This window comes from Streptomyces sp. NPDC051051 (genome assembly GCF_040682975.1).
Classification (GTDB): Bacteria; Actinomycetota; Actinomycetes; order Streptomycetales; family Streptomycetaceae; genus Streptomyces.
Map to the genome: position 1 here is coordinate 46,654 of NZ_JBFBCB010000021.1, position 25,515 is coordinate 72,168.

General features: G+C 71.5%; 22 protein-coding genes and 4 pseudogenes. 8 read left to right on the forward strand and 18 right to left on the reverse strand.

Features of this window, described 5'->3' with window-relative positions:
- Positions 1–124: 124 nt before the first annotated feature.
- On the reverse strand, positions 125–1,141 hold the full coding sequence (locus tag AB0N31_RS17750; RefSeq protein ID WP_366059301.1) for an esterase-like activity of phytase family protein: 1,017 nt from the start codon (positions 1,139–1,141) through the stop codon (positions 125–127).
- Between the two features lie 73 nt (positions 1,142–1,214).
- Positions 1,215–2,093, reverse strand: coding sequence for a serine hydrolase (locus AB0N31_RS17755; protein WP_366059302.1), 879 nt, complete (start codon positions 2,091–2,093; stop codon positions 1,215–1,217).
- A 91-nt stretch (positions 2,094–2,184) separates the two neighbouring features.
- On the opposite strand from AB0N31_RS17755, the gene AB0N31_RS17760 reads away from it, so the two are divergent.
- The 3 genes from AB0N31_RS17760 to AB0N31_RS17770 all read left to right on the forward strand — a co-directional run bounded on the left by AB0N31_RS17760 (position 2,185) and on the right by AB0N31_RS17770 (position 5,924).
- Entirely contained in the window at positions 2,185–2,550 is a 366-nt protein-coding gene (locus AB0N31_RS17760) for a hypothetical protein (protein WP_366059303.1), read from the forward strand.
- Positions 2,551–2,697: 147 nt separating this feature from the next.
- The gene (locus tag AB0N31_RS17765; protein ID WP_366059304.1) at positions 2,698–4,905 is read left to right on the forward strand and encodes a glycosyltransferase family 39 protein; all 2,208 of its coding nucleotides are present in this window, start codon (positions 2,698–2,700) and stop codon (positions 4,903–4,905) included.
- A 215-nt stretch (positions 4,906–5,120) separates the two neighbouring features.
- Entirely contained in the window at positions 5,121–5,924 is an 804-nt protein-coding gene (locus tag AB0N31_RS17770) for an endonuclease (protein WP_366059305.1), read from the forward strand.
- 113 nt (positions 5,925–6,037) lie between these two features.
- Here the strand turns inward: AB0N31_RS17770 and AB0N31_RS17775 are convergent.
- From AB0N31_RS17775 to AB0N31_RS17795, 5 genes and pseudogenes are all read right to left on the reverse strand, one after another.
- Positions 6,038–6,355, reverse strand: a pseudogene (locus AB0N31_RS17775) (hypothetical protein); the annotation flags it as partial.
- A gap of 53 nt (positions 6,356–6,408) precedes the next feature.
- Positions 6,409–6,645: a hypothetical protein gene (locus AB0N31_RS17780; protein WP_366059306.1), complete on the reverse strand. Its 237-nt coding sequence runs from the start codon at positions 6,643–6,645 to the stop codon at positions 6,409–6,411.
- Between the two features lie 274 nt (positions 6,646–6,919).
- Positions 6,920–7,903 (reverse strand): annotated as a pseudogene (locus AB0N31_RS17785) (IS5 family transposase).
- Positions 7,904–8,283: 380 nt separating this feature from the next.
- A complete protein-coding gene (locus tag AB0N31_RS17790) occupies positions 8,284–9,039 on the reverse strand; it encodes an MBL fold metallo-hydrolase (protein ID WP_366059307.1) in 756 nt (251 codons plus the stop codon).
- Positions 9,040–9,081: 42 nt separating this feature from the next.
- Positions 9,082–9,885 (reverse strand): alpha/beta hydrolase, encoded by an 804-nt coding sequence (locus AB0N31_RS17795; protein WP_366059308.1) that lies wholly within the window; start codon positions 9,883–9,885, stop codon positions 9,082–9,084.
- A 96-nt stretch (positions 9,886–9,981) separates the two neighbouring features.
- Between AB0N31_RS17795 and AB0N31_RS17800 the strand changes: the two genes are divergently transcribed.
- Together AB0N31_RS17800 and AB0N31_RS17805 are read left to right on the forward strand one after the other, a co-directional pair.
- A complete protein-coding gene (locus AB0N31_RS17800) occupies positions 9,982–10,401 on the forward strand; it encodes a MarR family winged helix-turn-helix transcriptional regulator (RefSeq protein ID WP_366059309.1) in 420 nt (139 codons plus the stop codon).
- A 966-nt stretch (positions 10,402–11,367) separates the two neighbouring features.
- A complete protein-coding gene (locus tag AB0N31_RS17805) occupies positions 11,368–11,814 on the forward strand; it encodes an Rrf2 family transcriptional regulator (protein ID WP_366059310.1) in 447 nt (148 codons plus the stop codon).
- Between the two features lie 132 nt (positions 11,815–11,946).
- Here the strand turns inward: AB0N31_RS17805 and AB0N31_RS17810 are convergent, their stop codons facing one another.
- The 5 genes and pseudogenes from AB0N31_RS17810 to AB0N31_RS17830 form a co-directional block, all read right to left on the reverse strand.
- Positions 11,947–12,669: a type 1 glutamine amidotransferase domain-containing protein gene (locus AB0N31_RS17810; RefSeq protein ID WP_366059311.1), complete on the reverse strand. Its 723-nt coding sequence runs from the start codon at positions 12,667–12,669 to the stop codon at positions 11,947–11,949.
- Between the two features lie 133 nt (positions 12,670–12,802).
- On the reverse strand, positions 12,803–13,639 hold the full coding sequence (locus AB0N31_RS17815) for an alpha/beta hydrolase (RefSeq protein ID WP_366059312.1): 837 nt from the start codon (positions 13,637–13,639) through the stop codon (positions 12,803–12,805).
- Positions 13,640–13,794: 155 nt separating this feature from the next.
- Positions 13,795–14,655, reverse strand: coding sequence for an alpha/beta hydrolase (locus AB0N31_RS17820; protein ID WP_366059313.1), 861 nt, complete (start codon positions 14,653–14,655; stop codon positions 13,795–13,797).
- 433 nt (positions 14,656–15,088) lie between these two features.
- Positions 15,089–15,334 (reverse strand): helix-turn-helix domain-containing protein, encoded by a 246-nt coding sequence (locus AB0N31_RS17825; protein WP_366059314.1) that lies wholly within the window; start codon positions 15,332–15,334, stop codon positions 15,089–15,091.
- Positions 15,335–15,530: 196 nt separating this feature from the next.
- Positions 15,531–16,463, reverse strand: a pseudogene (locus tag AB0N31_RS17830) (IS5 family transposase).
- A 121-nt stretch (positions 16,464–16,584) separates the two neighbouring features.
- On the opposite strand from AB0N31_RS17830, the pseudogene AB0N31_RS17835 reads away from it, so the two are divergent.
- Positions 16,585–16,805: pseudogene (locus tag AB0N31_RS17835) on the forward strand (DUF397 domain-containing protein).
- A gap of 17 nt (positions 16,806–16,822) precedes the next feature.
- Here AB0N31_RS17835 and AB0N31_RS17840 read toward each other — a convergent pair.
- The 3 genes from AB0N31_RS17840 to speB are packed head-to-tail and all read right to left on the reverse strand — an operon-like array spanning position 16,823 to position 19,678.
- The gene (locus AB0N31_RS17840) at positions 16,823–16,984 is read right to left on the reverse strand and encodes a hypothetical protein (protein ID WP_366059315.1); all 162 of its coding nucleotides are present in this window, start codon (positions 16,982–16,984) and stop codon (positions 16,823–16,825) included.
- A 37-nt stretch (positions 16,985–17,021) separates the two neighbouring features.
- A complete protein-coding gene (locus AB0N31_RS17845; protein ID WP_366059316.1) occupies positions 17,022–18,713 on the reverse strand; it encodes a thiamine pyrophosphate-binding protein in 1,692 nt (563 codons plus the stop codon).
- Complete coding sequence (gene speB, locus AB0N31_RS17850) at positions 18,710–19,678, reverse strand: agmatinase (RefSeq protein ID WP_366059317.1); 969 nt, start codon at positions 19,676–19,678, stop codon at positions 18,710–18,712. The genes AB0N31_RS17845 and speB overlap by 4 nt, the downstream gene beginning before the upstream one ends.
- Positions 19,679–19,864: 186 nt before the next feature.
- On the opposite strand from speB, the gene AB0N31_RS17855 reads away from it, so the two are divergent.
- Positions 19,865–21,409 (forward strand): helix-turn-helix domain-containing protein, encoded by a 1,545-nt coding sequence (locus AB0N31_RS17855; protein WP_366059318.1) that lies wholly within the window; start codon positions 19,865–19,867, stop codon positions 21,407–21,409.
- Between the two features lie 102 nt (positions 21,410–21,511).
- The gene (locus tag AB0N31_RS17860; RefSeq protein WP_366059319.1) at positions 21,512–22,300 is read left to right on the forward strand and encodes a phosphatase; all 789 of its coding nucleotides are present in this window, start codon (positions 21,512–21,514) and stop codon (positions 22,298–22,300) included.
- Here the strand turns inward: AB0N31_RS17860 and AB0N31_RS17865 are convergent.
- The 3 genes from AB0N31_RS17865 to AB0N31_RS17875 are packed head-to-tail and all read right to left on the reverse strand — an operon-like array spanning position 22,297 to position 25,330.
- On the reverse strand, positions 22,297–23,259 hold the full coding sequence (locus AB0N31_RS17865; protein ID WP_366059320.1) for a cation diffusion facilitator family transporter: 963 nt from the start codon (positions 23,257–23,259) through the stop codon (positions 22,297–22,299). The genes AB0N31_RS17860 and AB0N31_RS17865 overlap by 4 nt on opposite strands.
- A 5-nt stretch (positions 23,260–23,264) precedes the next feature.
- Positions 23,265–24,137: an acyl-CoA thioesterase II gene (locus tag AB0N31_RS17870; RefSeq protein WP_366059321.1), complete on the reverse strand. Its 873-nt coding sequence runs from the start codon at positions 24,135–24,137 to the stop codon at positions 23,265–23,267.
- A gap of 35 nt (positions 24,138–24,172) precedes the next feature.
- The gene (locus tag AB0N31_RS17875; protein ID WP_366059322.1) at positions 24,173–25,330 is read right to left on the reverse strand and encodes an acyl-CoA dehydrogenase family protein; all 1,158 of its coding nucleotides are present in this window, start codon (positions 25,328–25,330) and stop codon (positions 24,173–24,175) included.
- Positions 25,331–25,515: the final 185 nt, after the last annotated feature.

Genomic DNA, 25,515 nt, shown 5'->3' on the forward strand with positions numbered 1-25,515 from the left:
TCGGCAGCCACGCAGTCGGCGTGCCCGCGCACGGCGTCCGCTCCGGCCCGGCCCTCCTCCTGTGGAGAGCCGGGCCGCGTTCGTCTCGGCCGTCAGGACCACGCCCCCGATACCGACAGGAACCTCAGACCCGCACCCGCAGGCGCAGGAAGCGGGTCGTCTGCACGGCGTTCTGGTTGTCGTCGCTGACCAGCGAAACCTTCAGCGCGCCCGCGCTCCGTCCCGTGATCACCATGCCCTCGATGTTGTCGAGGAGCGGGTTCGGCTGGGGCTGCTTCGCGGTCGCTCCCAGTGACGGGCAGGTCACGAGGTCGGCGAGGAGGGTCTTGGCGATCGGGCGTACGCCGTCCTGGCCGGTCAGGTGCTCGACGCCGCTGGTGTCCGTGGCGCGGCGGGGGTCGGCGAGGTAGAGGCGGACGGTGTTGCCGACGCCCGCGGTGAAGCCGCGCTCCAGGACCAGGAGGCGGCCGTCGGGGGTCGCCTGGACCTCGGGGACGCCGAGCCCGGTGTCGGCGCGGTAGGCGTACTGGGCGCCGAGCACGAAGTGGCCGCCGCGCCGCGTCCAGGTCTGGAAGCGGAGCGTGCCGGCCGCGTCGCCGGAGAGGGCGTACTCCATCGACGCGAGGAGGGTACGGCCGCCGGGCAGCAGGGTCAGGCCCTCGAAGGTGCCGTTGGGGGCGGCGCGGCCGGCCGGGGCGACCCGCAGCGGGTCCGGGACGGGGAGGCGGTCGAGAATCGCGCCGGACGGGCTGTGGCGGCGTACGGACGGCTCCGTCTCGGAGGTGACCAGGAAGGTGCCGTCCCGGTCGGCGACCAGGCCCTCGGAGTCCAGGGCGGCGCCGTTCTCGTCGGCGAGGGGGACGACCGCGGTCGGCCGCAGGGTCCTCGCGTCGAGGCGGAACAGGGCGGAGCGGTCGGACAGGGCCGTGAGGGCGCCGTCCCGGCGGCGGGCGAGCGCGGAGAGATTGCCGACGAAGGTGCCGTCGTACGTCGTCTTGTCGAGGGCGTCGGAGAAGCGGTCGAGGGAGACCGAGGCCGAACAGGCGTGGCTCTGACCGGCGTTCGCCGGTCCGGCGGCGACCGGGCAGGTGGCCGCCGCCAGGCCGGCGGTGAAGGTGGCGAGTACGGTTCGCAGGCGCATGGCGGTCACCGTAGGGCGTGCGGGTGACGGCCGGTGGAACATGCCGTCGACGATCTTCCGGGACCTCGGCCCTTCAGGAGGCGGCGAGGTCCCGGTGGATGACCTTGGCGACGCCCTGGATGGTGGTGATGCCGTAGCTCATCGTGCTGTTGCCGTGGGTGAGGACGGTGATGGTGTAGTCGTGGCCGCCGCCCTTGAAGGTGCCGACGCTGTGCACCCGCCAGCCGTTGGTGGCGCGCGACAGCCAGCCGTTCTTGACGTGCCAGCTGACCCCGGCGGGCCGTCCGTAGGGGGTGCCCCAGCGCTGCGACGAGACGACCTGCGCCATCAGCTTGTTGACGTAGGCGCGCGAGGTGTCGGTGAGGACGGTGTTCCGGGCCGTGAGGAGCTTGAGCAGCTTCTGTTCGTCGGTGACGGTGATCTGGGTCAGGCCCCAGTAGTTGTTGGCGCCCGGCTTGGTCTGCGTCATTTTGGCGGCCGTGAGGAAGGCCCTGATCTTCGTCAGGCCGAGCTGCTTCCACAGGGTGGAGGTGGAGGCGTTGTCCGACTTGGTGATCATCGCCGTGGCGAGGGTCTTCTCACGGGAGGTCAGCGCCCTGTTGTGCTTCTGCGCGTCCCACAGCAGTGCGGACAGGACGGTGACCTTGACGACGCTGGCCGAGTCGAAGGCGGTGGAGGCGCGCAGGGTGCAGGTGGTGTTGGTGCTGCGGTCGTAGAGGCCGACGGCGACCGTGCCCTTGCGGGTGGCGAGCGCCGCGGTGATGTCCTTCTTCAACTTGGCGGCGAGGCCGGTCCTGGCCGACGTGCAGCCGACCGTCGGGGTGGCGGCCGCGGCCGGGGTGGCGGCGGCCACGCCGGTGAGGAGGATGCCGGCGCCGAGGGCGGTGGCGACCAGCCCTCTGGTACGTCCGGTTCGTCCGGGTACGGCTCGTCTGGGTCTGCGGAGAGTCATGCCGAGGTGACTCGCACGCACGACCGATAGTTGTACGCACGTTCCAAAAACCGGATTCGTCGCGCGCCGGAGCAGTGGGTAGGCATGAGGCATGCCGACCGAGACACCGAACAGGCACTTCAGGGCAGGACAGTTGAGCGCCGCCCTGTGGGTGCTGCGCCGCCTCGCCACGCCCGGGACCAAGGCTCCCGAGGAGAGCGCGTTCCGCGGGAAGAAGGTCCCCGCCCACCTCCTGGCCGAAGACCTGAGGGCCGTGATGAAGAACCTCTCGTACGCGAGGCGCCACGGCGGAGACCGGTGGGCGGCGGCGGCCGAGGTGTTCCGCGACCTGCCGGACCTCCTTCCGTCGAACGTGCCCGGCAACACGATGGAGCCGGGCGAGGAGAACGCCTTCATCGCCGGACGTGAGAAGCAGATCGCCGTGTACGAGGAGAAGTTCGGGGCGCTTTTGGGGTGACGCGGCCGGGCGGCCGGCGCGTTCCGGCGGCACCCGGCCGGGTGCCGCCCGCCGGACCCGCTCCCCCGCCCGCCCCCTCCGCCGGCTCACAGGCTGCGACCAGGCTGGGCACAGCCCCCTCCCATCGGCGCTCTGCACGGTGGACCGGTGACCTCAGCCACCGATCTCCCCCACCCGACCGTGTCCACCGACCGGCCGCCGCCCGCGGCGGACCCGGCGTCGAACCCGGCGCCCCCGCCGGACGAGGCACCGCGCTGGTCGCTCCCCGCGCTGCTCGCGATCCTGGTGCTGGCGGCGGTGCTGTACTCCTGGAACCTCTCCGGCTCCGGGCTCAACAGCTTCTACAGCGCCGCCGTGCTGAGCGGCACCCAGAGCTGGAAGGCCTGGTTCTTCGGCTCGTTGGACGCGGGGAACTTCCTCACCGTCGACAAGCCGCCGTTCGCCCTGATGGTGATGGGCCTGTCCTGCCGCGTGTTCGGCTTCGGGACCTGGCAGATGATGCTGCCGATGATCCTGACCGCCCTCGGCACGATCTGGATCCTGCACGCGAGCGTGAAGCGGGTCTGGGGGCACGGTGCGGCGGCGGTCGCCGCGCTGGTCCTCGCGCTGACCCCGATCACCGTGGCCATCAACCGGGACAACAACCCCGACACCCTGCTGGTGTTCCTGATGGCGGGCGGCGCCGCGCTGGCCCTGCGGGCGGTGCACGACGGCAGGCTGCTGCCGCTGCTCGGCTCGGCCGCCTGCTTCGGCCTCGCCTTCAACACCAAGATGCTCCAGGGCTACATCGCCCTGCCCGCCGTCTTCGCGGTCTACCTGTACGCGGCGAAGCCGAAGCTGGTGAAGCGGCTCGTCAACCTGGCCGCCGCGGCCGTGGTCCTCGCCGTCTCCAGCTTCTGGTGGGCGGCGGCCGTCTCCCTCGTCCCGGCCGACGAGCGGCCCTACATCGGCGGTTCGACCGACGGCACCGCCTGGAACCTGATCATGGGCTACAACGGCCTCGGCCGGGTCTTCGGCGGCGAGGGCAACGGCGGGGGCGGCGGAGGCGGCGGAGGCGGCTTCTCCGGGACCGCCGGCATCGGACGGATGTTCAACGACGTCCTGGGCGGCCAGATCTCCTGGCTGATCCCGTTCGCGGCGATCGCCGCCGTCGGCGGCATCGTCCGGTGCGGGCGCGCCCCGCGCACCGACCTCACCCGTGCCGCGCTGGTGATGTGGGGCGGCTGGACCGCCCTGCACTACCTCACCTTCGCCCTGGCCGAGGGCACCATGCACCCCTACTACACGACCGCCCTCGCCCCGGGCATCGCGGCACTGTGCGGGGGCGGCGGCCTGATGCTGCTGCGGGCCTTCCGCGCCGAGAAGCGGTGGGTGTGGGTGCTGCCGCTCGCGCTCGGGATCACGGCGGTCTGGGCGATCGTGCTGCTGCGCCGGGCCTCCGGCTGGAACACGTGGCTGTGGCCCGTCATCGGGGTCGTGATGGCGCTGGCGGTCGTGGGGCTGTTCGTCTTCCGCTCGGGCCACCGTGCCCGCCTGCTGGCGGCCTCGGTGGCCGCGGCGGTCGTCGCGTCGGTGGCCGGTCCGGCGGCGTACGCCTGGTCGGTGCCGTCGGGTTCGGGCGGCGGGATGGGCGGTACGAATCCGACGGCCGGTCCCACGACCGGGAGCGGCGGCTTCGGCGGCGGAGGCCCCGGCGGCGGCCGGGGCGCCTTCCCGGGCGCCGGCGGCGAGCAGGCAGGCGGCCAGGCCGACGGGCCGACGGGCGGCGGGGCCGGTGGCTTCCCCGGGGGTGGCGAGCAGCCGGGCGGTACGCCTCCCGGCGGCACCACGGCCGGCGGCGGTACGGCACCGGGCGGCACCGCCCCGGAAGGCGGCACCGGTGCGGGCGACGGCCCCGGCGCTGGCGGCATGGGCGGCGGCGCGAGCACCGAACTGCTCTCCTACCTGAAGAAGCACCAGGACGGCGCGAAGTGGCTGCTGGCGGTGTCGAGTTCGCAGTCCGCCGCACAGCTCGTCCTCAGCAGCGGTGAGCCGGTGATCTCCATGTGGGGCTGGTCCGGCTCCGACAACGCGATGACGCTGGCGAGGCTGAAGGAGCTGGTGAAGAAGGGCGAGCTGCACTACATCCAGCTCGGCGGCGGCATGGGAGGCGGCGGTATGGGCGGCGGCTCCACGGCCGGCTCCGAGGTGACGGAGTGGGTACAGAAGAACGGGACGGCGGTGAAGGAGAGCGACTACAGCTCGACGGCCGCTTCCGGCTCCGGTACCTCCGGCACCTCCGACTCCGACACCTCGTCCTCGTCGCAGAGCGACCAGTCGACGGTCTACCGATTGGACCCGTCGGACGTGAACTGACCGCACGCCGACGGCACATCGGTCCGCCCACCGGCGCAAAACGACCCCTGACCCCCCGTCAGGGGCCGTTTTGCGCCATCAACTCGCGTAGACAACGGGTAATTTGCCGGTTCCCGTCATCTGATCGACATGTCAGATTCATTGCCTTGACCGCATGTGCATGTCACTCTCCCGATTGCCGCCTCCCATCAACACGCGTAGATCGGACTCCCCACATGCTGACGACACGCATACGCCGGTGGAAGTCGGTGGCCCTCGCCACCGCCGCCGTCCTGACCGGCCTCACCGCGCCCGCGCTCACCGCGACCCCCGCCGCGGCGACCACGACGGCGTACGACTCGACGTACTACAAGAACGCGGTCGGCAAGACGGGCGCGAGCCTGAAGTCCTCGCTGCACACGATCATCAGCAGCCAGACCAAGATCTCGTACTCCGCGGTCTGGGACGCGCTCAAGGTCACCGACCAGGACCCGAACAACAGCAACAACGTGATCCTGCTGTACAGCGGTGTCTCGCGCAGCAAGTCCCTCAACGGCGGCGACGTCGGCGACTGGAACCGCGAGCACACGTGGGCCAAGTCCCACGGCGACTTCGGCGAGGTGACCGGTCCCGGCACCGACCTGCACCACCTGCGCGCCTGCGACGTCCAGGTCAACAGCACGCGGGGCAACCTGGACTTCGACAACGGCGGCAGCGCCGTCACCAACGGCGGCGGCAGCACCGTCGACTCCGACTCCTTCGCACCGCGCGCCGCGGACCGGGGCGACGTGGCCCGCATGATCCTCTACATGGCCGTGCGCTACGAGGGCGACGACGGCTTCGCCGACCTGGAGCCCAACGAAAAGGTCGGCAACGGCTCCAACCCCTACATGGGCAAGCTCTCCGTCCTCAAGGCGTGGAACGAGGCGGACCCGCCGAGCGCCTTCGAGGAGAAGCGCAACCAGGCCATCTACGACACCTACCAGCACAACCGCAACCCGTTCATCGACCACCCGGAGTGGGTCGAGGCGATCTGGTAGGCACTTCTGCGGCTGAACTCCCTTTCGCACAGGGAGTTCAGCCCGGCCGCCGAGCGTGCGGACGTACCGGGCTTTGCGCCGGTACGTCCGCACGCTCGGCGGAGACGGGCGGGTCAGGTGCCGGGGTCCTCTTCAGGGGCGGCGCCGGGGGCCTCGTCGTCGTGGGGCACGGGGAGGCGGGCTCCCCTGTTCCGGGCGATGCGGTGCACGTCGTGGAGCGATTCGGCCAAGCGGGCCGCGAGAAAACGCAGTTGGGGTGCGGTGGCCTTGCCGTCGCCCAGGAGATCGACGGCGTGGCCGAGAAGGTCGTCGGCCATGCCGAGCCGGACGGCTTCGACGTCGTCGGCGAGGCGCGAGAGACAGCCGGTACCGGTGTCGTCGATGACGAGGTGGCAGGGGTTGCCGTCGAGGTTGGACCAGGGGAGGAGGCGGGGCCGGCCGACCGTGGGGGGCGACGGCGTGGCTCTCGTGGATCATGCGGCGATCACCTCGTCGTCCCGGATCCGGCGCGAGCCGACATCGACACCGTGGATGTGCCCTGCCCCCCGTCGACGCCGTGCACGGCGATCCAGAAGGTGCGACGGCGGGCGCGCTGCGGTGTGGCCTGCGCGCGTTGTTCGTGGGCGAGGAGATAGGGACGGACGAGCCGGGAGTCCTCGCCGTGGAGGAAGGCTTCGTGCGGGGAGGGGCGACGGACGGGGGCGGCGGGGGCTGCAGGCACGGGGGTGACCGGGGCCCCTCCCCCGGCGCGGTGCCGGCGCCGGTGCCGGCGCCGCCCGGAGGGGGCCACAGCAGACGCAGCAGCGGCTCGACGAGGCCGGCGATATGGTGCAACACGTCTTCAACTCCAGTGTGGTTGAGGGTCATGCCCCCGGGCCGTCGGTAGCGGTCGCGGGGGCCTTCTCTGCCCGAGGGCAGGCCGACACGCATGAACATCGCTGTGTAGCGATCCACTCACAGAGTGAGACCGGCCGGGCTAGGACTTGTCCGGCCGATCAAGTTCGCCGCCAGATGACGAGGGCCGCCACGGTGGCGGTACCGAGGAATACATAGCCGCGCTTGTCATACCGGGTGGCCACGGCTCGGGCTTGCTTGAGCTTGTTGATGGCCCGTTCGACGGTGTTCCGCTTCTTGTACCGCTCCTCGTCGAAGCCCGGTGGCCGTCCGCCGCGTGCGCCTTTGCGTAAGCGGGCGGCATGGCTGTCGGTCTCCTCAGGGATCGTGTGCCGGATGCCACGGCGCCGCAGATATTCGCGGCAGGGCCCGTTGCTGTAGGCCTTGTCCGCGGCCAGGCTGTCGGGCTTCTTGCGGGACCGGCCTAGCTGTGACCAGCACTTTCACAACAGGCCCTAGCCCGATGCGGGGGACGCGGATCTTCTCCAGCACGGGCTTGAACTGGGTGCAGTCTGCCCGCTGTCCCGGCGTGACGATCAAAGACAGAGGCCGACAGCGGCCGTCCGCGCCCAGGTGGAGCTTGGCGGTGAACCCGCCGCGCGAGCGGCCCAGGCCCTCACCTCCTGGACCACCTCCACCAGGCGGGCGAGCAGACTCTGCAACGGTGTCTCGCCCTGGTGTTCTGCCGGTGCGTCCCCCTTTGAGGCGGGAGCCGGTGGTGGATCGGTGCGGGCGCCGGCAGCATGCTGATGCGCCCGCACGATGGTGGAGTCGACCGAGACGTCCCAGTCGATCTCGCCCGCGGCGTCGGCCTCGGCCTGGACCCGCTGGAGCAGGCGCTCCCAGGTGCCGTCGGCCGACCACAATCGGTGCCGTTCGCAGACCGTCTTCCACGGGTCATAGACCGTCTTCCACGGGCCGAACCGTTCGGGCAGGTCGCGCCACTGAACACCGGTCCGCACCCGGTGCAGAATCCCGTCGATCGCCTGCCGGTGATCCCGCCACCGGCCGCAACGCCTGTTGCCGACAGGCAGGAACGGCCGCAGCCGTTCCCACTCGGCATCCGTCAGATCTCCCCGCCCCATGCCCACATCAACGACCAAAGCGGAGCAGTCACATGACCGGCCGGACAAGTCCTGGGCGTGATCGGCTACACCACTCGGCGGGACACGACCTTCTACAGCTCGATGAGCTGTATGAGGGCGTTGGCTCCGGCGCCGGCGTGGGTGGCCAGCCGGTCCCAGGAGGCGCGGACATGGCTGATGGTGGGTGGGGAAGGCGTCGGTGTCGGCGGCGCCGCGGAAGGAGCGGAAATCGCGGCAGCCGGACCGCGGTGGTGAGGGTGGCGATGGCGGCGGCGGCAAGCGGTTCCTCGTGTCCGGGCATCGCACGGACGCTCGCGATCATGGGTGCTCGCCGACCGGCAGGCCGGCCGGGAGCTGCGGCATGTACTGCTCGTCGGCGCTCACGGGACCTGCACGCGCTCGCCGGTGAGGACGATGCGGACCTCGATGTCGGGGGCGAGGCGGGCGACGGCGTCGGCGTAGTGGCGGGGGTCGGGGTCGGTCTTGGTCATCATCCGGTCGCCGAGGCGGCCGCTGTGGAAGGCGTAGTGGTGCGGGATCGCCAGGGTGGGGCGCAGCGCCGCGGTCAGGCCGGCGGCTTGTTCGGCGTCCATGACGAACTGCCGCATGCCGAGTGGGCGGACGCACAGGCCGTTGGTCGGCAGGATGGTGAGGTCGACGGGGCCGATCCGGTCAGGGATGGTGTCGAGTTCGGGGACGCGTAGCGAGTCGCCGCCGAAGAACACGGTGCGGCCTTCGGCCTGGAGGACGAAGGTCACCTCGTGGACGCCGTGCTCGCCGGGGGTCGCGGTCACCACCAGGGGGCCGACGGTCGTCGCCTCCCATGCCTCGATGGCGCGAACGTCACGGAAGCCCTTGCCGCGGGCGATGGTTGCGACGGTGCCGGGGCCGATCAGCGGGACGGAGAGGTCGAAGCCGCCGTCGAGCAGGGCATCGAGGTCGCAGTGGTCGTAGTGCTCGTGGCTGACGACGACTGCGTCGATCCGGCCGAGGCCGGCAACGGTCGTGGCGAGCTGTTCGCCCTGGTGGTAGGTGGCGGTCTCGGTGAACCAGGGGTCGGTGAGGATCCGGGTCTCGCCGATCTCGATCAGCTGGCAGGCGTGCCCGATCCGGGTCACGGCAAGGGGGGTGTTCATGGTTTCTCCTGCTCTTAGGGGGTGGCCGATTGTCCGGGTGGGTCAGGCGCCCAGGTCGAGGTCGAGGATGGCTCCGAGGAGTTCTTCGGGCGTCTCCAGCTGCGGGAGGTGGCCGGTGCGGGGCAGCAGGGTGAAGGCAGCGCCGGGGATGGCTGCGGCGTAGGCACGGCCGTAGTCGGGGGTGACGATGCCGTCGCTCTCACCCCAGATGACGTGGACGGGCAGGTGGAGGCCGGCCAGCCGGCCGGTAAGCGTCGGGTCGGACATCGTGGGGCCCGTGTAGCCGATCAGGGCCTGGAGGTCGGGGCCCGGCCCGGCCTGGCCGGCGGGCGGAACGGGTGCCTTGCGCGGGTCGTGGAAGGAGTAGGTGCTGATCTGCTGCGGTGTCATGCCGGCGAGGTTGGTCATGGGGTGGCCGTCCACCTCGATGCCGATGCCGTCGACGATGACGGCGCCGCTGACGCGCGGGCTTTCCTGCAGGGCGATCTCGGCGGCGAGCCAGCCGCCGAAGGAATTGCCGACGACGGTGACGTCGGTGAGGTCGAACTCCTCCAGCAGCGCGACGTATGCGCGGGCCAGCGCGGTGACGCCGGTGAGGCCGTCGGCCTTGGGGGTACCGCCGAACCCGGGGTGGGTCGGCAGCAGCACCCGGGCGTGGGCGCGCTCGGCGAGGAGGTCGGCGAAGCCGGCCATGGTGGGCATGCCGCCGCCTCCGTGCAGGAGCAGGAAGGGGCGGGTGCGGTCGCGGTCCTGGACAGTCATCTCGACCGGTCCGGCGGGGGACGCGACGGTGTAGCCGGAGGTGCGGGCGGGCCGGAGGGAACCGGCCAGAACGGGGGCGCTCATCGTCTTCCATCTCCTTGCAAGACAGCTTGCTTATATAAGGAACCTTAGATCAGGTCCCGTATCTAAACAACCTTGGATTGGAAGTAGACTTGGGCCATGCGCAAACCCTCCGATGTCGGCCTGGCCGTCAAGCGTCTCCAGCACCGGCACCAGCGCGCCGCCAGCCGGGCACTGGCGCCGCTCGGCCTGTCGCTGGTCCAGTGGGACACCCTGCGGCACCTGCACGCGAAGCCCGACGCCTCGCTGCACGACCTGGCCGTGCTGACCTTCCAGACCGACCAGTCCTTCGGATCGCTGGCCGCCCGCATGGCCGAGCGCGGCCTGATCGAGCGGGTACCGGGCCCCGGACGCGCCGTCCGCCACCGGCTCACCGAGGAAGGCACACGGCTGCTGGCCGAGGGCCAGACTGTGCTCGACGCCATCACCACGACCTCGTTCAGCGCCCTCACCCCCGACCAGCTCGACCAGCTCGGCACCCTCCTCGACATCGCCCTCGGCCCGAACCCCACCGCCTGACCCCCACCACCCGGTGTTCTGCCACCTGGTGACCGGGCCCCAACCCGCCGCCCGCCCACACGGCGAGGCGGGCACTGCGGACGTCGGCGGCGGCCAGGCCGGCCCACAGGGAAACGCGGCCGACTGCGGGGCCCCGGCCGCCCAGGACCGTAGGCGGTACGGCGGCCCCGGCGTGGACCTGGCCGAAAAGGTCGCGACGGCGGCAGAGGAAGGCCCGGCCGACACCCCCGCGCCTGGCGATGACCACGACCCTCACCGCCCCGGCCGTCCTTGGCGGCCTCCACAACAGCGCCCAGCACGCCCTGGCGGCGTCGGCCAGTGCCCGCTCCGCGGCCGCCCCACAAGGCCCGGACGTCGGGGGATGCGACGGTCGTACGGGACGCCCCGCTCGCAGGCCGGACGAGGACTGGCGGATACAGACACACCGAGAAAGCCTCGGCTCATCCCTGCCACCCTCGCCGCCGTCACTCTCGATGGGGACGTCGAGGAACACGGAGACCGCGTCCCTCACCTTCGCCGCCGCCTCCCGCAGGCGCGGCAGCCGGGCCTCCCTGCTTCCCGGCGCGCGCGTGGTCAAGGCATTCCATTCAACGCCCTCTTCGCGCAGTACGCCTCGCTGGAGGAAAGAGACACAGAGGCACCCCTCGACGGACGAAGGCCGCCGAGGGGACAGGCGAAGTAGCGCTCGGCGAGCACGGCTCCCGACACGCACCCGAGCCTGTGAAGCCGGCTTCGCGAACCGGCGTCGGCATGTCCTTCGGAGTGTAGAAGCTGATGAACGGCGTCCCCGATGCTCATGCGCCTTCCTCACTCGCACCGACACGGAACGACAGATGCGCATGGGCTCGACCGAGGGGGCGCACATCGTGTTCGCCCGTCCCCACGTCTGCGTAGCCCTTCTCGGGTTCCCGGGCAGGCGCCTGGCGCCTGTAGCCACGATGGTGACAAAAATGGCAAGATGGGGTAATGGCCCGCTCCACAAACACCCAGTTCGCCGTCGCCGTGCACGTACTGGTCATCCTGACACTCGCCGCTGATGGCCACGCCGTGAGTTCCGAGGAACTCTCCAAGAGTGCCAATGTCAACCCGGTCTATGTACGCCGCGTGCTCGGACCGATGCGGAACGCGGGGCTGGTCCGGTCCCGGTCCGGCGTGAACGGCGGCTGGGAACTGGCAGTCGAGCCTGCCCAGATCACGCTCGAACAGGTATGGCTGCTCCTTCAGGGCGACGAACCCGTGCTCGGACTGCACGGCCCCGATCCGTCATGCGTCACGGGCCGGTCCGTCCAGCAGTCCCTGGTGTCGATCGACCGTATGATCGCTCACGCTGTGGCGACGACCCTCGGGCACTTCACCGTGCAGGACATCTCGCAAGGTGTTCCGGAGGCGGCGCGGCTCCTGGAGAGCGCCTGACCGCGATCCTCCGCGCCGGCCGGGGAGGGCTGTGCCGTAAGGCGGAGAGAGAGTCGGCCATAGGCCGTTGCGCGAAACGCTTTCGGCCCGCCGGGCTGAAGCCTGGCGGGCCGGAGGCGCGAGAAAGATCTTTCACGCGGACGCGGACAGGCTCTCCTCGCTGACGGATCCGGCCCGAGCCGTGGTGAGTGCGATGAGGGTGTCGGCTGCGGGACCGGAGGATGCGGGGTTCTGGCCGGTGATGAGCAGGCCGTCCTGGACAACGTAGGGCTGCCAGTCGCCGATCTTGGAGTAGATGCCGCCGAGCTTGATGAGTTCGTCCTCGACGAGGAAGGGGACGACGTCGGTGAGCTGGACGCCTTCTTCCTCGGTGTTGGTGAAGCCGGTGACCTTCCGGCCCTGGACCAGGGGGGTGCCGTCTTCGTCACGGGTGTGGCGCAGGACGCCGGGGGCGTGGCAGACCAGGGCGAGGGGCTTGCCGGAGCGCAGGGTCGTCTCGATGAGGCGGGCGGAGTGGGTGTCCTCGGCCAGGTCCCACAGCGGGCCGTGGCCGCCGGGGTAGAAGACGGTGTCGTAGTCGTCGGCGTTGACGGAGTCCAGGCGTACGGTGTTCGCCAGCGCGGCGGTCGCTTCCGGGTCGGTTTCGAAGCGGCGGGTCTGGTCGGTCTGGTTGGCGATCTCGTTGCTCTTAGGGTCCAGCGGGGGACGGCCGCCCTTGGGGGAGGCGAGGGTGATGTCCCAGCCGGCTTCCTGGAACCGGTAGTACGGCGCGGCGAGCTCCTCCAGCCAGAACCCGGTCTTACGGCCGGTGTCGCCGAGCTTGTCGTGCGAGGTGAGGACGATCAGAACCTTCATGGTGACTTCCTGTGCATCAGTAGGACGATCACCCCTGGTGAGGTGAGTCGCGCAGGGGGGCGTGATGAGGCGGGATACGAGGATGCGGGCGCGGTCGGCCAGCCGGAGCCGGCCGACCAGGCAGAGGTGCGGCTTACTGAGCGAGGAAGTTCAGCAATACTTCGTTGACCTCGGCGGTGTGGGTGGTGAGCAGGCCGTGGGGGGCGCCGTCGATCTCGGTGTACTGGGCGGTGGGCAGGGCCTTGGCGAAGCGGCGGCCGGTGGCGTCGATGGGCAGGGTGCGGTCGGCGGTGCCGTGCACGATCAGGGCCGGGACGTCGATCCTGGGGATGTCGGCACGGAAGTCGGTGGGCCAGGAGAGAGGCGCGGCGGCCGAGGCGATCGCGCCCGACCCGGCGGCGATGTTCCAGGCGTTGCGAACCGCCTCTTCGCTGACGCGGGTGCCCAGGTTCTCGTCGAGGTTGAAGAAGTCGTTGTAGAAGTCGGTGAAGAACGCGTACCGGTCCTTCTTGACAGCCTCGGAGACACCCTGGAAGAACGAGGCGGGCGCGGCACCGTCGGGGTTGTCGTCGGTGATCTCAAGGAACGGCTCCAGCGAGGCCAGGAACACCGCCTTGGCGACACGCGCCGAACCGTAGACGGACAGGTAACGGGCCACCTCGCCGGTGCCCATCGAGAACCCGACCAGCACCGCCTCACGCAGATCCAGCGCCTCCAGCACCGCGTTCAGGTCAGCGGCGAAGGTGTCGTAGTCGTAACCCGCCGAAGGCTGACTCGACTTGCCGAAACCCCGCCGGTCATACGTGATCACCCGGTAGCCGGCCTCCAGCAGCGCCGACGTCTGCCCCTCCCACGAGTTCCCGTCCAGCGGGTAACCGTGGATCAGCACCACCGGCTGCCCCGCCCCCTTGTCCTCGTAGTGCACCTCGATGTCCGTGCTGTTCTCCGTGCCGACCTTGATACGCCCCATGACGCCCAACCTCCAAAGTGTGTTTTGTGCTCCGACATCCAGAACTGGACGACTGCTCCACTCACCCGTCAGACGTGCCCGCTCCGACGGACCCGCCGATCACCTCACCGACGGCCGGAGGCGGCGGGTCGTGATCGGCACGGATGTCCCAAGGGTTACTTGGAGGTGGCTCGGGCGGCCTGTTCGATGAGGCGGGTGACCGTGCCGGGGTGGGAGATGGCGACCGCGTGCGAGGAGTTGACCTCGATGGTGTGCGCGTGGGCGCGTTTGGCCATGAAGCGCTGCTCGGCCGGTGCGATCGCGTGGTCCTGGGTGGTGACCAGGTCCCAGGAGGGGATGGTCTTCCAGGCCGTTTCCGTGGTCTTCTCGTCGAAGACCGAGGCGGCCAGCGGACGCTGGGTGACGGCCATGAGGTCAGTGACCGGCCTGGGTACGTCCGCGGCGAAGGCGTCGTGGAACTTGTCCTTCTGGACGTAGAGGTCGGTGCCGGTGCCTCCGCCGGGCAGCGGATAGGGCACAGCGTCGAGGGCCGAGGGGAGGGTCGCCCCCGGGAACCTGTCGCCGAGTTCCGCGAGGGTCTCGTCCTTGTCGGGGACGAACGCGGCGATGTAGACGAGCGCCTTGACCTCCGGGTTGCCCGCGGCGGCGTCACTGATCACTGAACCGCCGTAGGAGTGGCCGACGAGGACGATCGGTCCCTTCACGGTCTTGAGGTAGCTCTCCAGGTAGTCCGAGTCGCCGGCCACTCCGCGCAGCGGGTTGGCCGGAGCGTCGACCGGATACCCCGCGTGCCGCAGGCGCGTGATCACGCTGTTCCAGCTGGAGGAGTCCGCGAAGGCCCCGTGCACCAGCACGACCGTGGGCTTCGCTGCCTGCGCGGCGGGCTCGGCGGCGGCCGCGGGGGCCGACGTCATGGACGCCAGGCTGAGGGCGGCCACGCCGGCTACGGCCGCGAGCGCGGAAACACGCCGACGGGAGGGGCGCAGCACACTCTTCATCTTCGCCTTCATATGCATCTGTATCTCCTTGGTGTCGTTCTTCGAGCGGCAGGTCCTGCTATCCCGCGGGCGCGGACCGGGGCAGTGCCTGGCACGTCGGCAAATGCAGTGCCGGGCACGATGTCGGACGCACCAGCAGGTTCGGACGGCTCCCCAAGTCGCCGCTCTCACCTGCGTAGATGCGAAGATCTCGCCTTTCTGTCACCGGCGCGGCTACAGTAACATAAATGTAGCCGAGATGATTACGGATAGGGATGGCATGAGGACGGTCGGCGTGTGGTGGTCGGCGCTGCCGCCCTTCGGGCCCGCATGCCGCCCGGCGAGCACACCGAGGCGAGGGATGTGGAGGTGGCGGCGCGGGTCGGTCTGCTCGGCCAGCCCGAGCGGCCGGTGGAGGGCTTCGTGCAGCGGGACGCCCCACTCGCGCATCAGCTCCCGGCGTGCGGCGTTCTCACGGGCCTTCCTGGCCGCGGCCCGGGCGTTGTGGCGTCCTTCGGCGTGGTCTCCAGCGTCTTGACGACCACTTCCTCGACCTGGTCGTCGGTGATCTTCCGCGGTCCACCGGACGCGGTTCGTCGGTCAGGCCCTCCAGCCGGTCCCGCACGAACCGGGCCCGCCACCGGCTCACCGCGTGCGCCTCGATGCCCAGCCGATCGGCAACGTCCTTGTTCGTGGCACCCGTTGCGCTTTCCAGCACGATCCGGCACCGCAGGGCCAGCGCCTGAGAGGATGCCCGGCGCCTGGCTCAGCGGGCCGATGTCTCACGCTCGTCGTCGGTCAGCACCGACTCGGCCTTCGGCCGTCCCGTCCTCGCCGTCCGGACATCAGGCCGAACCAGCACCGACTTTACGCAGCGAATTCCCGACTCAGGACACCAGGACTTGTCCGGCCGATCATGTTCGGAGCCAGATGACGAGGGCGGCCGCTGTCGCGGTGCCGAGGAAGACGTAGCCGCGCTTGTCGTAGCGAGTGGCGACCGCCCTGTGCTGCTTCAAGCGGTTGATCGCTCGTTCGACGGTGTTGCGCTTCTTGTACCGTTCTTCGTCGAAGCCCGGTGGCCGCCCGCCGCGTGAGCCTTTGCGCAGGCGGGCGGCCTGGCTGTCGGTCTTCTCCGGGATCGTGTGCCGGATGCCGCGTCGTCGCAGGCATTCCCGGCAGGGCCCGTTGCTGCAGGCCCTGGCCGCCGAGAGGCTGTCAGGGTTGGGGCGGGGCCGGCCCCGCCCCGGCCTTGGTACGCGGACCTTCCTCAGGACAGGTGGGAACTGGGTGCAGTCCGCCCGCTGACCTGGTGTGACGACCGGAGAGAGAGGGGCGGCAGCGGCCGTCGGCGCTCAGGTGGAGCTTGCTGGTGAACCCGCCCCGCGAGCGGCCCAGGCCCTCGCCTCCAGCACCACCTCCACCAGTCGGGCGTACAGGCTCTGCCACACGGTTTCGCCCTGGTGTTCTGGCACTTCGGCCCCTTTCGAAGGGGGCGCCGGAGGCGGGTCGGTGCGCGCGCCGGCCGCGTGCTGGTGAGCACGGACGATGGTGGAGTCGACCGAGATGTCCCAGTCGATCTCACCGGCCGCGTCGGCTGCGGCCTGGACCTGCTGGAGCAGGCGTTCCCACGTCCCGTCGGCCGACCAGAGCCGGTGACGTTCGTAGACGGTCTTCCATGGCCCGAACCGTTCGGGCAGGTCGCGCCACTGAACACCGGTCCGCACCCGGTGCAGAATCCCGTGGATCACCTGCCGGTGATCCCGCCACCGGCCGCAACGCCTGTTGCCGACAGGCAGGAACGGCCGCAGCCGTTCCCACTCGGCATCCGTCAGATCTCCCCGCCCCATGCCCACATCAACGACCAAAGCGGAGCAGTCACATGACCGGCCGGACAAGTCCTGGGCGACGCAATGCCGTTCAAGGGGTCATTGGCCCTGATGAGGGCGACAGCAAAGGACTACGAAACTCGTGAATGAACACACCGTCCCCGACGCCTCCTCCCCGCACGGCTGGCGCAAGTCGACGTACAGCGGCAACGAAGGCGGCAGCTGCATCGAGGTCCTGGACGGCTACCCGACCGGCGTCCCGGTCCGCGACTCCGAGGCCCCCGTGGACCCGCGCTGGTCTTCCCGCCGACCGGCTGGACGTCGTTCGTCACCGCAGTCAAGGACGGCCGCCTGTCCGCCTGACCTCTCACCACCACGATTCATCCGGCCCGCACCCAGGACAGCTCCTGCTCGTCCCGCAGGGACCGTACGTTCGCGACGCGGCATCTCAGCAGCACGCTGTCCTCCTCTCCGGGGTCGGTCAGGGTAATGGCCGCGTCCGACATCGGCCCGGCCGGGACGCCCGCGGCCCCACGGAACATGTTCCGTGGAGGTCACCGCGAACAGCCGGTCGGGGGATCAGCCCGAGCCCAGGTGGGTCGGCGCGAACATCCGCAGCCGCGCCGGCAGGACCACCACCGAGGGGCCGGGGGACGCCAGCGCCTTCGCCAGGTCGGCCGCCAGCGCCTCCGGGGACGTCCGCACGCCCGGGACGCCGAAGGACTCGGCGAGGGCGGCGTAGTCCGGGCCGGTCAGCTCCGTCGCCGTGGTCTCGCCGAAGGACTCGGTCATGTACTCGCGCAGGATGCCGTAGCCGCCGTCGTCGACGACGAGCCAGGTGACGTTCAGGTCGTACTGCTTCGCCGTGGCCAGTTCCGCGATCGAGTAGAGGGCGCCGCCGTCGCCGGACACGGCGAGGACCGGGCGGGTGGGGTCGGCGGCCGCCGCGCCGAGGGCCGCCGGGAAGGCGTAGCCGAGACCGCCCGCGCCCTGGGCGGAGTGCATGTGGTTGGAGCCCTTGGGGTCGAAGGCCGACCACGCCCAGTACGCCAGGATCGTCATGTCCCAGAAGGACGGGGAGTCGGCGGGGAGCGCCGTTCGGACGGACGCCAGCACCTGCTGCTCCAGGGCCAGTTCCTGCGCCGCGAGGCGTTGCGCCACGCGGGACAGGAGCGTGCGGACCCGCTCGGGCGCCGTCGGGTCGGTGCGTTCGGGGACGGTCTCCAGCAGGGCCTGGATCGCGAGGCGGGCGTCCGCGTGGATGCCGAGGGCCGGGTGGTTGGACTCCAGTTTGCCGAGGTCGGCCTCGATCTGGATCACGCGGCCGCGCGGTGTGAACGTGTGGTAGTTCGAGGAGAGTTCGCCGAGGCCCGAGCCGATCACCAGCAGGACGTCCGCGTCCTCCAGGAAGTCGGTGGTGTGGCGGTCCTCCAGCCAGGACTGGAGGGAGAGGGGGTGCGTCCAGGGGAAGGCGCCCTTGCCGCCGAAGGTGGTGACCACGGGGGCGTCGAGCCGCTCGGCGAGCTTGCGCAGCTTGCCCGAGGCGTCCGCGCGGACGACCCCGCCGCCCGCGACGATCACCGGGCGGGCGGCCTTCGCCAGCAGGTCGGCGGCGACCGCGGTCAGTTCGGGGCGCGGCGGCAGCTCCTCGGGGAAGGCGTCGCCTGCCGTGACCACGGGGAGGGCCGTCTCCGCCAGCAGCACGTCCTGCGGGATCTCCACCCAGACCGGTCCGTGCGGGGCGGTCAGCGCCGACTTCCAGGCCGCCTGCAGCGCGGAGGGGATCTGGGACTGGGCGCGGACCGTGTGGACCGACTTCACCACGCCCCGGAACGAGGCCGCCTGGTCGGGGAGTTCGTGCAGATAGCCGTGGCGGCCGCCGCCCAGGCCGGGCGTGGGGACCTGGCTGCTGATGGCCAGGACGGGGGCGGAGGCGGCGGCCGCCTCCTGGAGCGCGGCCAGCGAGGTCAGCGCGCCCGGCCCCGTGGACAGCAGCAGGGGCGCCGCCTCGCCGGTGACACGGCCGTACGCGTCCGCCGCGAAGCCCGCGTTGTTCTCCACCCGCAGGCCGATGTAGCGCAGGTCGGAGCGGCGCAGCGCGTCGAACACGCCGAGCGCGTGCTGGCCGGGCAGTCCGAAGACGGTGGTAGCGCCGAGCCCGGCCAGGGTCTCCACGACGAGGTCTCCGCCGGTGCGGCCGGGGGGCGGGTCGAGTGCCGCCTCCGTCTGTGCGGCGGTCGGGCGGAGCACCAGGTCGTGGTCGTGGGTCACTGCGCGCGGGCCTCCGCGATCTGGCGGGACATGATCGTGGTCAGTTCGTACGCCGTGTGGGACGCGGCCACCGACGTGATCTCCGCGTGATCGTACGCCGGCGCCACCTCGACGACGTCCGCCGAGACGAGGTGGCAGGAGGCCAGGCCGCGCAGGATCTCCAGGAGTTCGCGGGAGGTCATGCCGCCGGCCTCGGGGGTGCCGGTGCCGGGCGCGTGCGCCGGGTCGAGGCAGTCGATGTCGATGGAGATGTACAGCGGGCGGTCGCCGATGCGCTGCCGGAGCTGGTCGGCGACCTCGTCGGCGCCGCGCCGGTAGACGTCCGCCGAGGTGACGATGCCGAAGCCCATCTTCTCGTCGTCGGTGAGGTCCTGCTTGCCGTAGAGCGGGCCGCGGATGCCGACGTGGGAGAGCGCCTCGGTGTCGAGGATGCCCTCCTCGACGGCGCGGCGGAACGGGGTGCCGTGCGTGTACTCGGCGCCGAAGTAGGTGTCCCAGGTGTCGAGGTGGGCGTCGAAGTGGAGCAGGGCGACCGGGCCGTGCTTCTTCGCGACCGAGCGGAGCAGCGGCAGGGCGATGGTGTGGTCGCCGCCGAGGGTCATCAGGCGGGCGCCGGTGCCCAGCAGGTCGTCGGCGGCCGCCTCGATCGTCTCCACGGCCTCGTTGATGTTGAACGGGTTCACGGCGATGTCGCCGCCGTCGGCGACCTGCGCGAGGGCGAAGGGGGAGGCGTCCTGCGCCGGGTTGTACGGACGCAGCAGCCGGGACGCCTCGCGGATCGCGTTGCCGCCGAAGCGGGCGCCCGGCCGGTAGGAGACGCCGGAGTCGAACGGCACGCCGACCACGGCGACGTCGGCGCGGCCGACCTCGTCGAGGCGGGGCAGCCGGGCGAAGGTCGCGGGACCCGCGTACCGCGGCACCCGCGAGGAGTCGACCGGGCCGCGGAACGTCTCGCTGCTGCTCATCTACTGCCTTCTTTCCTACGCTCCGTCGCGTATGTACCGCTCTGTCCTGCTGCGTACGACTCTACCGGCGAGCCCGGACGCGTTCGGGCGCGAGTTCGGGGCCGGGCCGGCGAGCCGGTCGGGACGACCCTAGACGGCCGGAAGGCGCCGGCGAAGTGTACGTTTCCTCCATCGAAGCCGATCCTTATGGAGGAAACGCACACCGTGCCGGAGCCCGCGGCGGTACCCGTGCCGCCGACACCACCCGTGCCCCTCGCCGCCCTGCTGGCCCGCGAGGACCTCGCCCTGCGCCGGATCGCCGGGCCCCGCGAACCGGACCCGGCCGTCCACGGGGCGCACGCCTCGGAGATGGCCGACCCGTACCCGTACCTGCTGGGCGGCGAGCTGCTGCTGACGGCCGGGGTGCACATTCCCGGGGCGGCGGGGTCGGGCACCTACTTCGACGACTACGTCGCGCGGATCGTGGCCGCCGGTGGCGCGGCCCTCGGGTTCGGCCTGGCGCCGGTGCACGACACCGTGCCGCGCGCCCTGGTCGCCGCCTGCGAGGCCCGGGGACTGCCCCTGCTGGAGGTCCCGCCGCAGACCACCTTCTCCGGCGTGGCCCGCGCGGTCTGGCAGCTCATGGCGCAGGCCCGGCACGACGGGCTGCGCCGGGTCACCGAGGCCCAGCAGAGCCTCGCCGCCGCCGCGTCCCGGCCGGACCCGGTGCCGTCGGTGCTGCGGCAGCTGGCCCGGCGGGTGGGCGGCCGGGCGGTGCTGTACGGCCCGGAGGGCACGGAGGTCGCGGCGGCGGGACGGGAGCCGGGGAGCGGGGCGGGCCCGGCGCTGGCCCGGCTGGCACGGGTCGTCCGGCCGGCCGGACCGCCGCCGGACACGGCCGGCGCTCCGGCGGCCCCCGCGTCCCCCTCTCCTTCTCCTCCCTCCTCGGCCCCCGCTTCCGCCACCGACACCACCGGCGGCACTCGTCTCGCCGCCTACGCCCTCGGGTCCGGCCGGGGCTTCGTGCTCGGGATCGCCGCTCCGCGCCGGGAGGCCGGTGACCACACCATCGCCTCCGTCGCCGCCGTCCTGCTCTCGCTGCTCACCGGTGAACACCGGAGCGGCTCGGAAGCGGCCCGCTCCTCGGCCCTCGTACGGCTGCTGCTCGGAGCCGCGCCGGAGTCCGTGGCCCCGCTGCTCGGCGGAGAGCGGTGGCAGGTCGTGCACGGGCGGCCCGAGGGGCGGGCGCCGGACGCGGTGGCCGCCGCCGCGCTGGGCGCCGCGCTCGGGTCGCCGCTGGTCGACCTCGGGGAGGACGTCGTACGGGTGCTGGTGCCGGGCGAGCGGGAGCCGCTCGCGCAGCCGGGATGGACGCTGGGGGTCGGCGCCGCCGCGGCCCCCGCCGACTGGCCGGCCGCCGACGTCCGGGCGGCCCGTGCCCTGGCCCGCGCCCGCGCCATCCGCGCGCCCCTGGTCCGGCACGGCGCGCGCCCCGCGCTCGCCGACCTGGTGCCGCCCGACGAGGCCGAGGCGCACGCCCGCGCGCTGCTCGCCCCCCTAGACGAGACCCTCGCGGCCACCCTGCGCACCTGGCTGTCGCTGCACGGCGGCTGGGACCGTACGGCGGTGGCGCTGGGCGTGCACCGCAACACCGTGCGGCAGCGGATCGCGCGCTGCGCGGCCCTGCTGGGGACGGACCTGGACGACCCGGACGTACGGATGGAGCTGTGGTTCGCCCTGCGGGGGCGGTGAGTCCACCGGCGCGGGCCGGGCGGCGGACCGGGGTGAGTGACCCGCGTCCCAGCGTCCGGGAGACCACGGACTTCCACCGGCCGCTGCCCCACAATGGAGACCATGCCGATACCCGGGACACCCAGCCGCGCCGAGCTCGTCGAACACCTCGTGAGGACCCGTATCGCGGGTGACGTCGCCACCCCGCGCGAGAACAACCTCTCCCACTACCGCCAGTTGGCCAACGGCGTCCGCAACTTCTGGCTCGGCCTGGAGCTCGGCGACCGCTGGACCGACGAGCAGGACGTGCTCGCGGTGATGGCGGAGCGGGTCGGCGTCAACGACGACCCCGAGCACCGCTACGGCCAGGACACCATCGACCCCCAGCTCACCGTCGACGGCCTGGAGCGGCTCGCCGGGCGGCTGCGCAAGGCGGCCGAGGACCGGCAGCGGGTGCTGTTCGCCACCGGTCACCCCGGCGGGCTGCTGGACGTGCACCGGGCCACGGCGGACGCGCTGCGCCGGGCCGGCTGTGAGATCGTCGTCATCCCCGACGGGCTCCGGACGGACGAGGGGTACGTCATGCAGTTCGCCGACGTGGCGGTGCTGGAGCACGGCGCCACCCTGTGGCACACCCACTCGGGCGAACCGATGAAGGCGATCCTCACCGCCCTGGAGCGCGAGGGCCGCCCGCTGCCGGACCTGGTCGTCGCCGACCACGGCTGGGCGGGCTACGCCGGACAGCACGGCGTGGACTCCGTCGGGTACGCCGACTGCAACGACCCGGCGCTGTTCCTCGCCGAGGCCGAGGGCACCGTCCAGGTGACGGTCCCCCTCGACGACCACGTCCTGAGCCCCCGCCACTACGACCCGATGACGGCGTATCTGCTGGCGGAGGCGGGACTCGGCTAGGGGCTGAGGCCTTCCTCCCGGCGCTGCACGTATCCCGGCGTCGGGTCGAGGTACACGCGCGTGACCGCCGGGAAGACCTCCCGCAGCCGGGCCTCGGCCTGCTCGCAGGCCCACTCGATCTCGGCGGCGGTGGACACGTCCCGGAAGTCGACCTTGGCCGCGACCAGGGCCTCGCGCGGGCCCTGCACGAGGGTGGTCAGTTCGAGTACGGCCTCGACGTGCACGGACTCCAGCAGCTCGGCGCGGATGCGCTGCCGCATCGGCTTCGGCAGCGGGCGGCCGACGAGGAGTTCGACGTTGGAGCGGCCCAGCACCCAGGCCACGTACAGCAGCAGCGCGCCGATGCACAGGGAGGCGGCGCCGTCCCAGGCGCCGGAGCCGGTGAGCTGCCCGCCGAGCAGGCCGCCCGCGGCGAGGAGGAGGCCGGCGAGGGCGGCCGTGTCCTCCAGGACGACGGCCTTCACGGCGGTGTCGGGGGTGTACCGCAGGTAGCGCCGGACCGGCGCCCTGACGCGGGCCGCCTCGCCGCGGGCCTGCCGCAGTCCGGTCCGCAGCGAGTAGCCCTCCAGGAGGAACGCGACGGCCAGGACGACGTACGACACGAGCGGATCGCCGAGGTCCTCGCCCTCGACGAGGGTGTGGACGCCGTCGTAGAGGGAGAAGACCGCGCCGCCGACGAAGGTGGCGACGGCGGCGAGCAGCGCCCAGACGTAGCGCTCGGGGCCGTAGCCGAGGGGGTGGTCCTCGTCGGCGGGTTTCTCGCTGCGTTTGAGGGCGGTCAGCAGGAGCAGCTCGGTGACGGTGTCGGCGACCGAGTGGGCCGCCTCCGACAGCATCGCGCTGGACCCGCTGATCACACCGGCGACCGCCTTGGCGAGCGCGATCCCGAGATTGGCGGCGGCGGCGACGATCACCGTGAAGGTGCTCTCGCCGCCGCCCTGTTCCTCCGTGGTGGCCATGCCCCTCAGTCTTCCCGGGGGACGCGCACCACACCTTCCTGGATCACCGAGACGGCGAGCCGTCCGTCCTGCGTGTAGATGCGGGCCTGGCCCAGGCCCCGGCCGCCGTGCGCCGACGGCGACTCCTGGTCGTAGAGCAGCCACTCGTCGGCGCGGAACGGGCGGTGGAACCACATCGCGTGGTCCAGCGAGGCGCCGACCACGTCCCCGACGGCCCAGCCGCCGCGGCCGTGCGCGAGGAGGACCGAGTCCAGGAGGGTCATGTCGGAGACGTAGGTGGCGAGGACGACGTGCAGCAGCGGGTCGTCGGCGAGCTTGCCGTTGGTGCGGAACCAGACCTGGCTGTGCGGTTCCCGCGGCTCGCCGAACTTCCCGTACGGCGGCTCGTCGACGTACCGCAGGTCGATGGCCCGGCGCGCCTCCAGGAACCGCTCGACGACGTCCGGCGGGAGGTGGTCGTAGCCGCGCAGGCGTTCCTCGGAGGTCGGCAGGGTCGCCGGGTCCGGGGAGACGGGCATCGGGGTCTGGTGGTCGAGCCCTTCCTCGTACGTCTGGAAGGACGCCGACAGGGCGAAGATCGGCCGGCCGTGCTGGACGGCGACCGCGCGGCGGGTGGTGAAGGAGCGGCCGTCGCGGATGCGCTCGACGTTGTAGACGATGGGCGCGCCGGGGTCGCCCATCCGCAGGAAGTACGCGTGCAGGGAGTGGGCGTGCCGGTCGGCGGGGACCGTGCGCCCGGCGGCGACCAGCGCCTGGGCCGCGACCTGCCCGCCGAAGACGCGGGGGACGACGGCGGAGCGGGACCGGCCGCGGAAGATGTTCTCCTCGATCTGCTCGAGGTCGAGCAGATCGAGGAGATCCTGTAGTGCCTGGCTCATGAGGACCGTTGTACCGGGCGGTAATTGCGGCCGGCTTACAGACCCATGTCCTTGGCGATGATCGTCTTCATGATCTCGCTGGTGCCGCCGTAGATGCGGTTGACCCGGTTGTCCGCGTAGAGGCGGGCGATCGGGTACTCGTTCATGTAGCCGTAGCCGCCGTGCAGCTGGAGGCAGCGGTCGATGACGCGGTGCGCGACCTCGGTGCAGAACAGCTTGGCGCTGGCGGCCTCGGCGGGGGTCAGCTCACCGGCGTCCAGGGCCTCCGTGGCGCGGTCGGCGACGGCCTCGGCCGCGTCCACCTCGGCCTGGCAGGCGGCCAGCTCGAACTTGGTGTTCTGGAAGTGGGCGACCGGCTTGCCGAAGACGGTGCGCTCCTGCACGTACTGCTTGGCGAACCGGACGGCGGCCTTGGCCTGGGCGTAGGCGCCGAAGGCGATGCCCCAGCGCTCGGAGGCCAGGTTGTGGCCGAGGTAGGAGAAGCCCTTGTTCTCCTCGCCGAGGAGGTCCTCGACGGGCACCTTGACGTCGACGAAGGCCAGCTCGGCCGTGTCGGAGGTGCGCAGGCCCAGCTTGTCCAGCTTGCGGCCGATGGAGTAGCCCTCGGACTTGGTGTCGACGGCGAAGAGGGAGATGCCGAAGCGGCGGTCCTCGGCGGTGGGCGCGGAGGTCCGGGCGCAGACGATCACCTTGTCGGCGTGGACGCCGCCGGTGATGAAGGTCTTGGCGCCGTTGAGGACGTAGTGCGTGCCGTCCTCGCTCAGCTTGGCGGTGGTCTTCATGCCCGCGAGGTCGGAACCGGTGCCCGGCTCCGTCATCGCGATGGCCCACATCTCCTCGCCGCTGACGAACTTCGGCAGGTAGCGCTTCTTCTGCTCGTCGGTGGCGAGCATCTTGATGTACGGCAGGGCGAGCAGCACGTGCACGCCGGAACCGCCGAACTGCACGCCGGCGCGAGCGGTCTCCTCGTACAGGACGGCCTCGAACTTGTGGCTGTCCAGGCCCGCGCCGCCGAACTCCTCGGGGACGTTGATCCCGAAGATGCCCAGCTCACCGAGCTTGTAGTAGAACTCCCGCGGGGCCTGGCCGGCGGCGAACCACTCGTCGTAGACGGGTACGACCTCGGCCTCGATGAAGGCGCGAAGGGTCTCCCGGAACGCCTCGTGATCCTCGTTGAACACCGTACGGCGCACGCCGCCACCTCCACGTACCTCGGCCTGTCTAAGCGCTTGCTCATATCACCGTACCGGCGAGTACGAGGCGCGTCCAGGGTGGGTGCGGGGTAACGCTCGTCACGCCCCCCCTGACCCGCCCTGGCCCGGCCCGTCCGGCCTCCCCGACCCGCGTGATAGCCTCTAACGAACTCTTGCGGCTATAG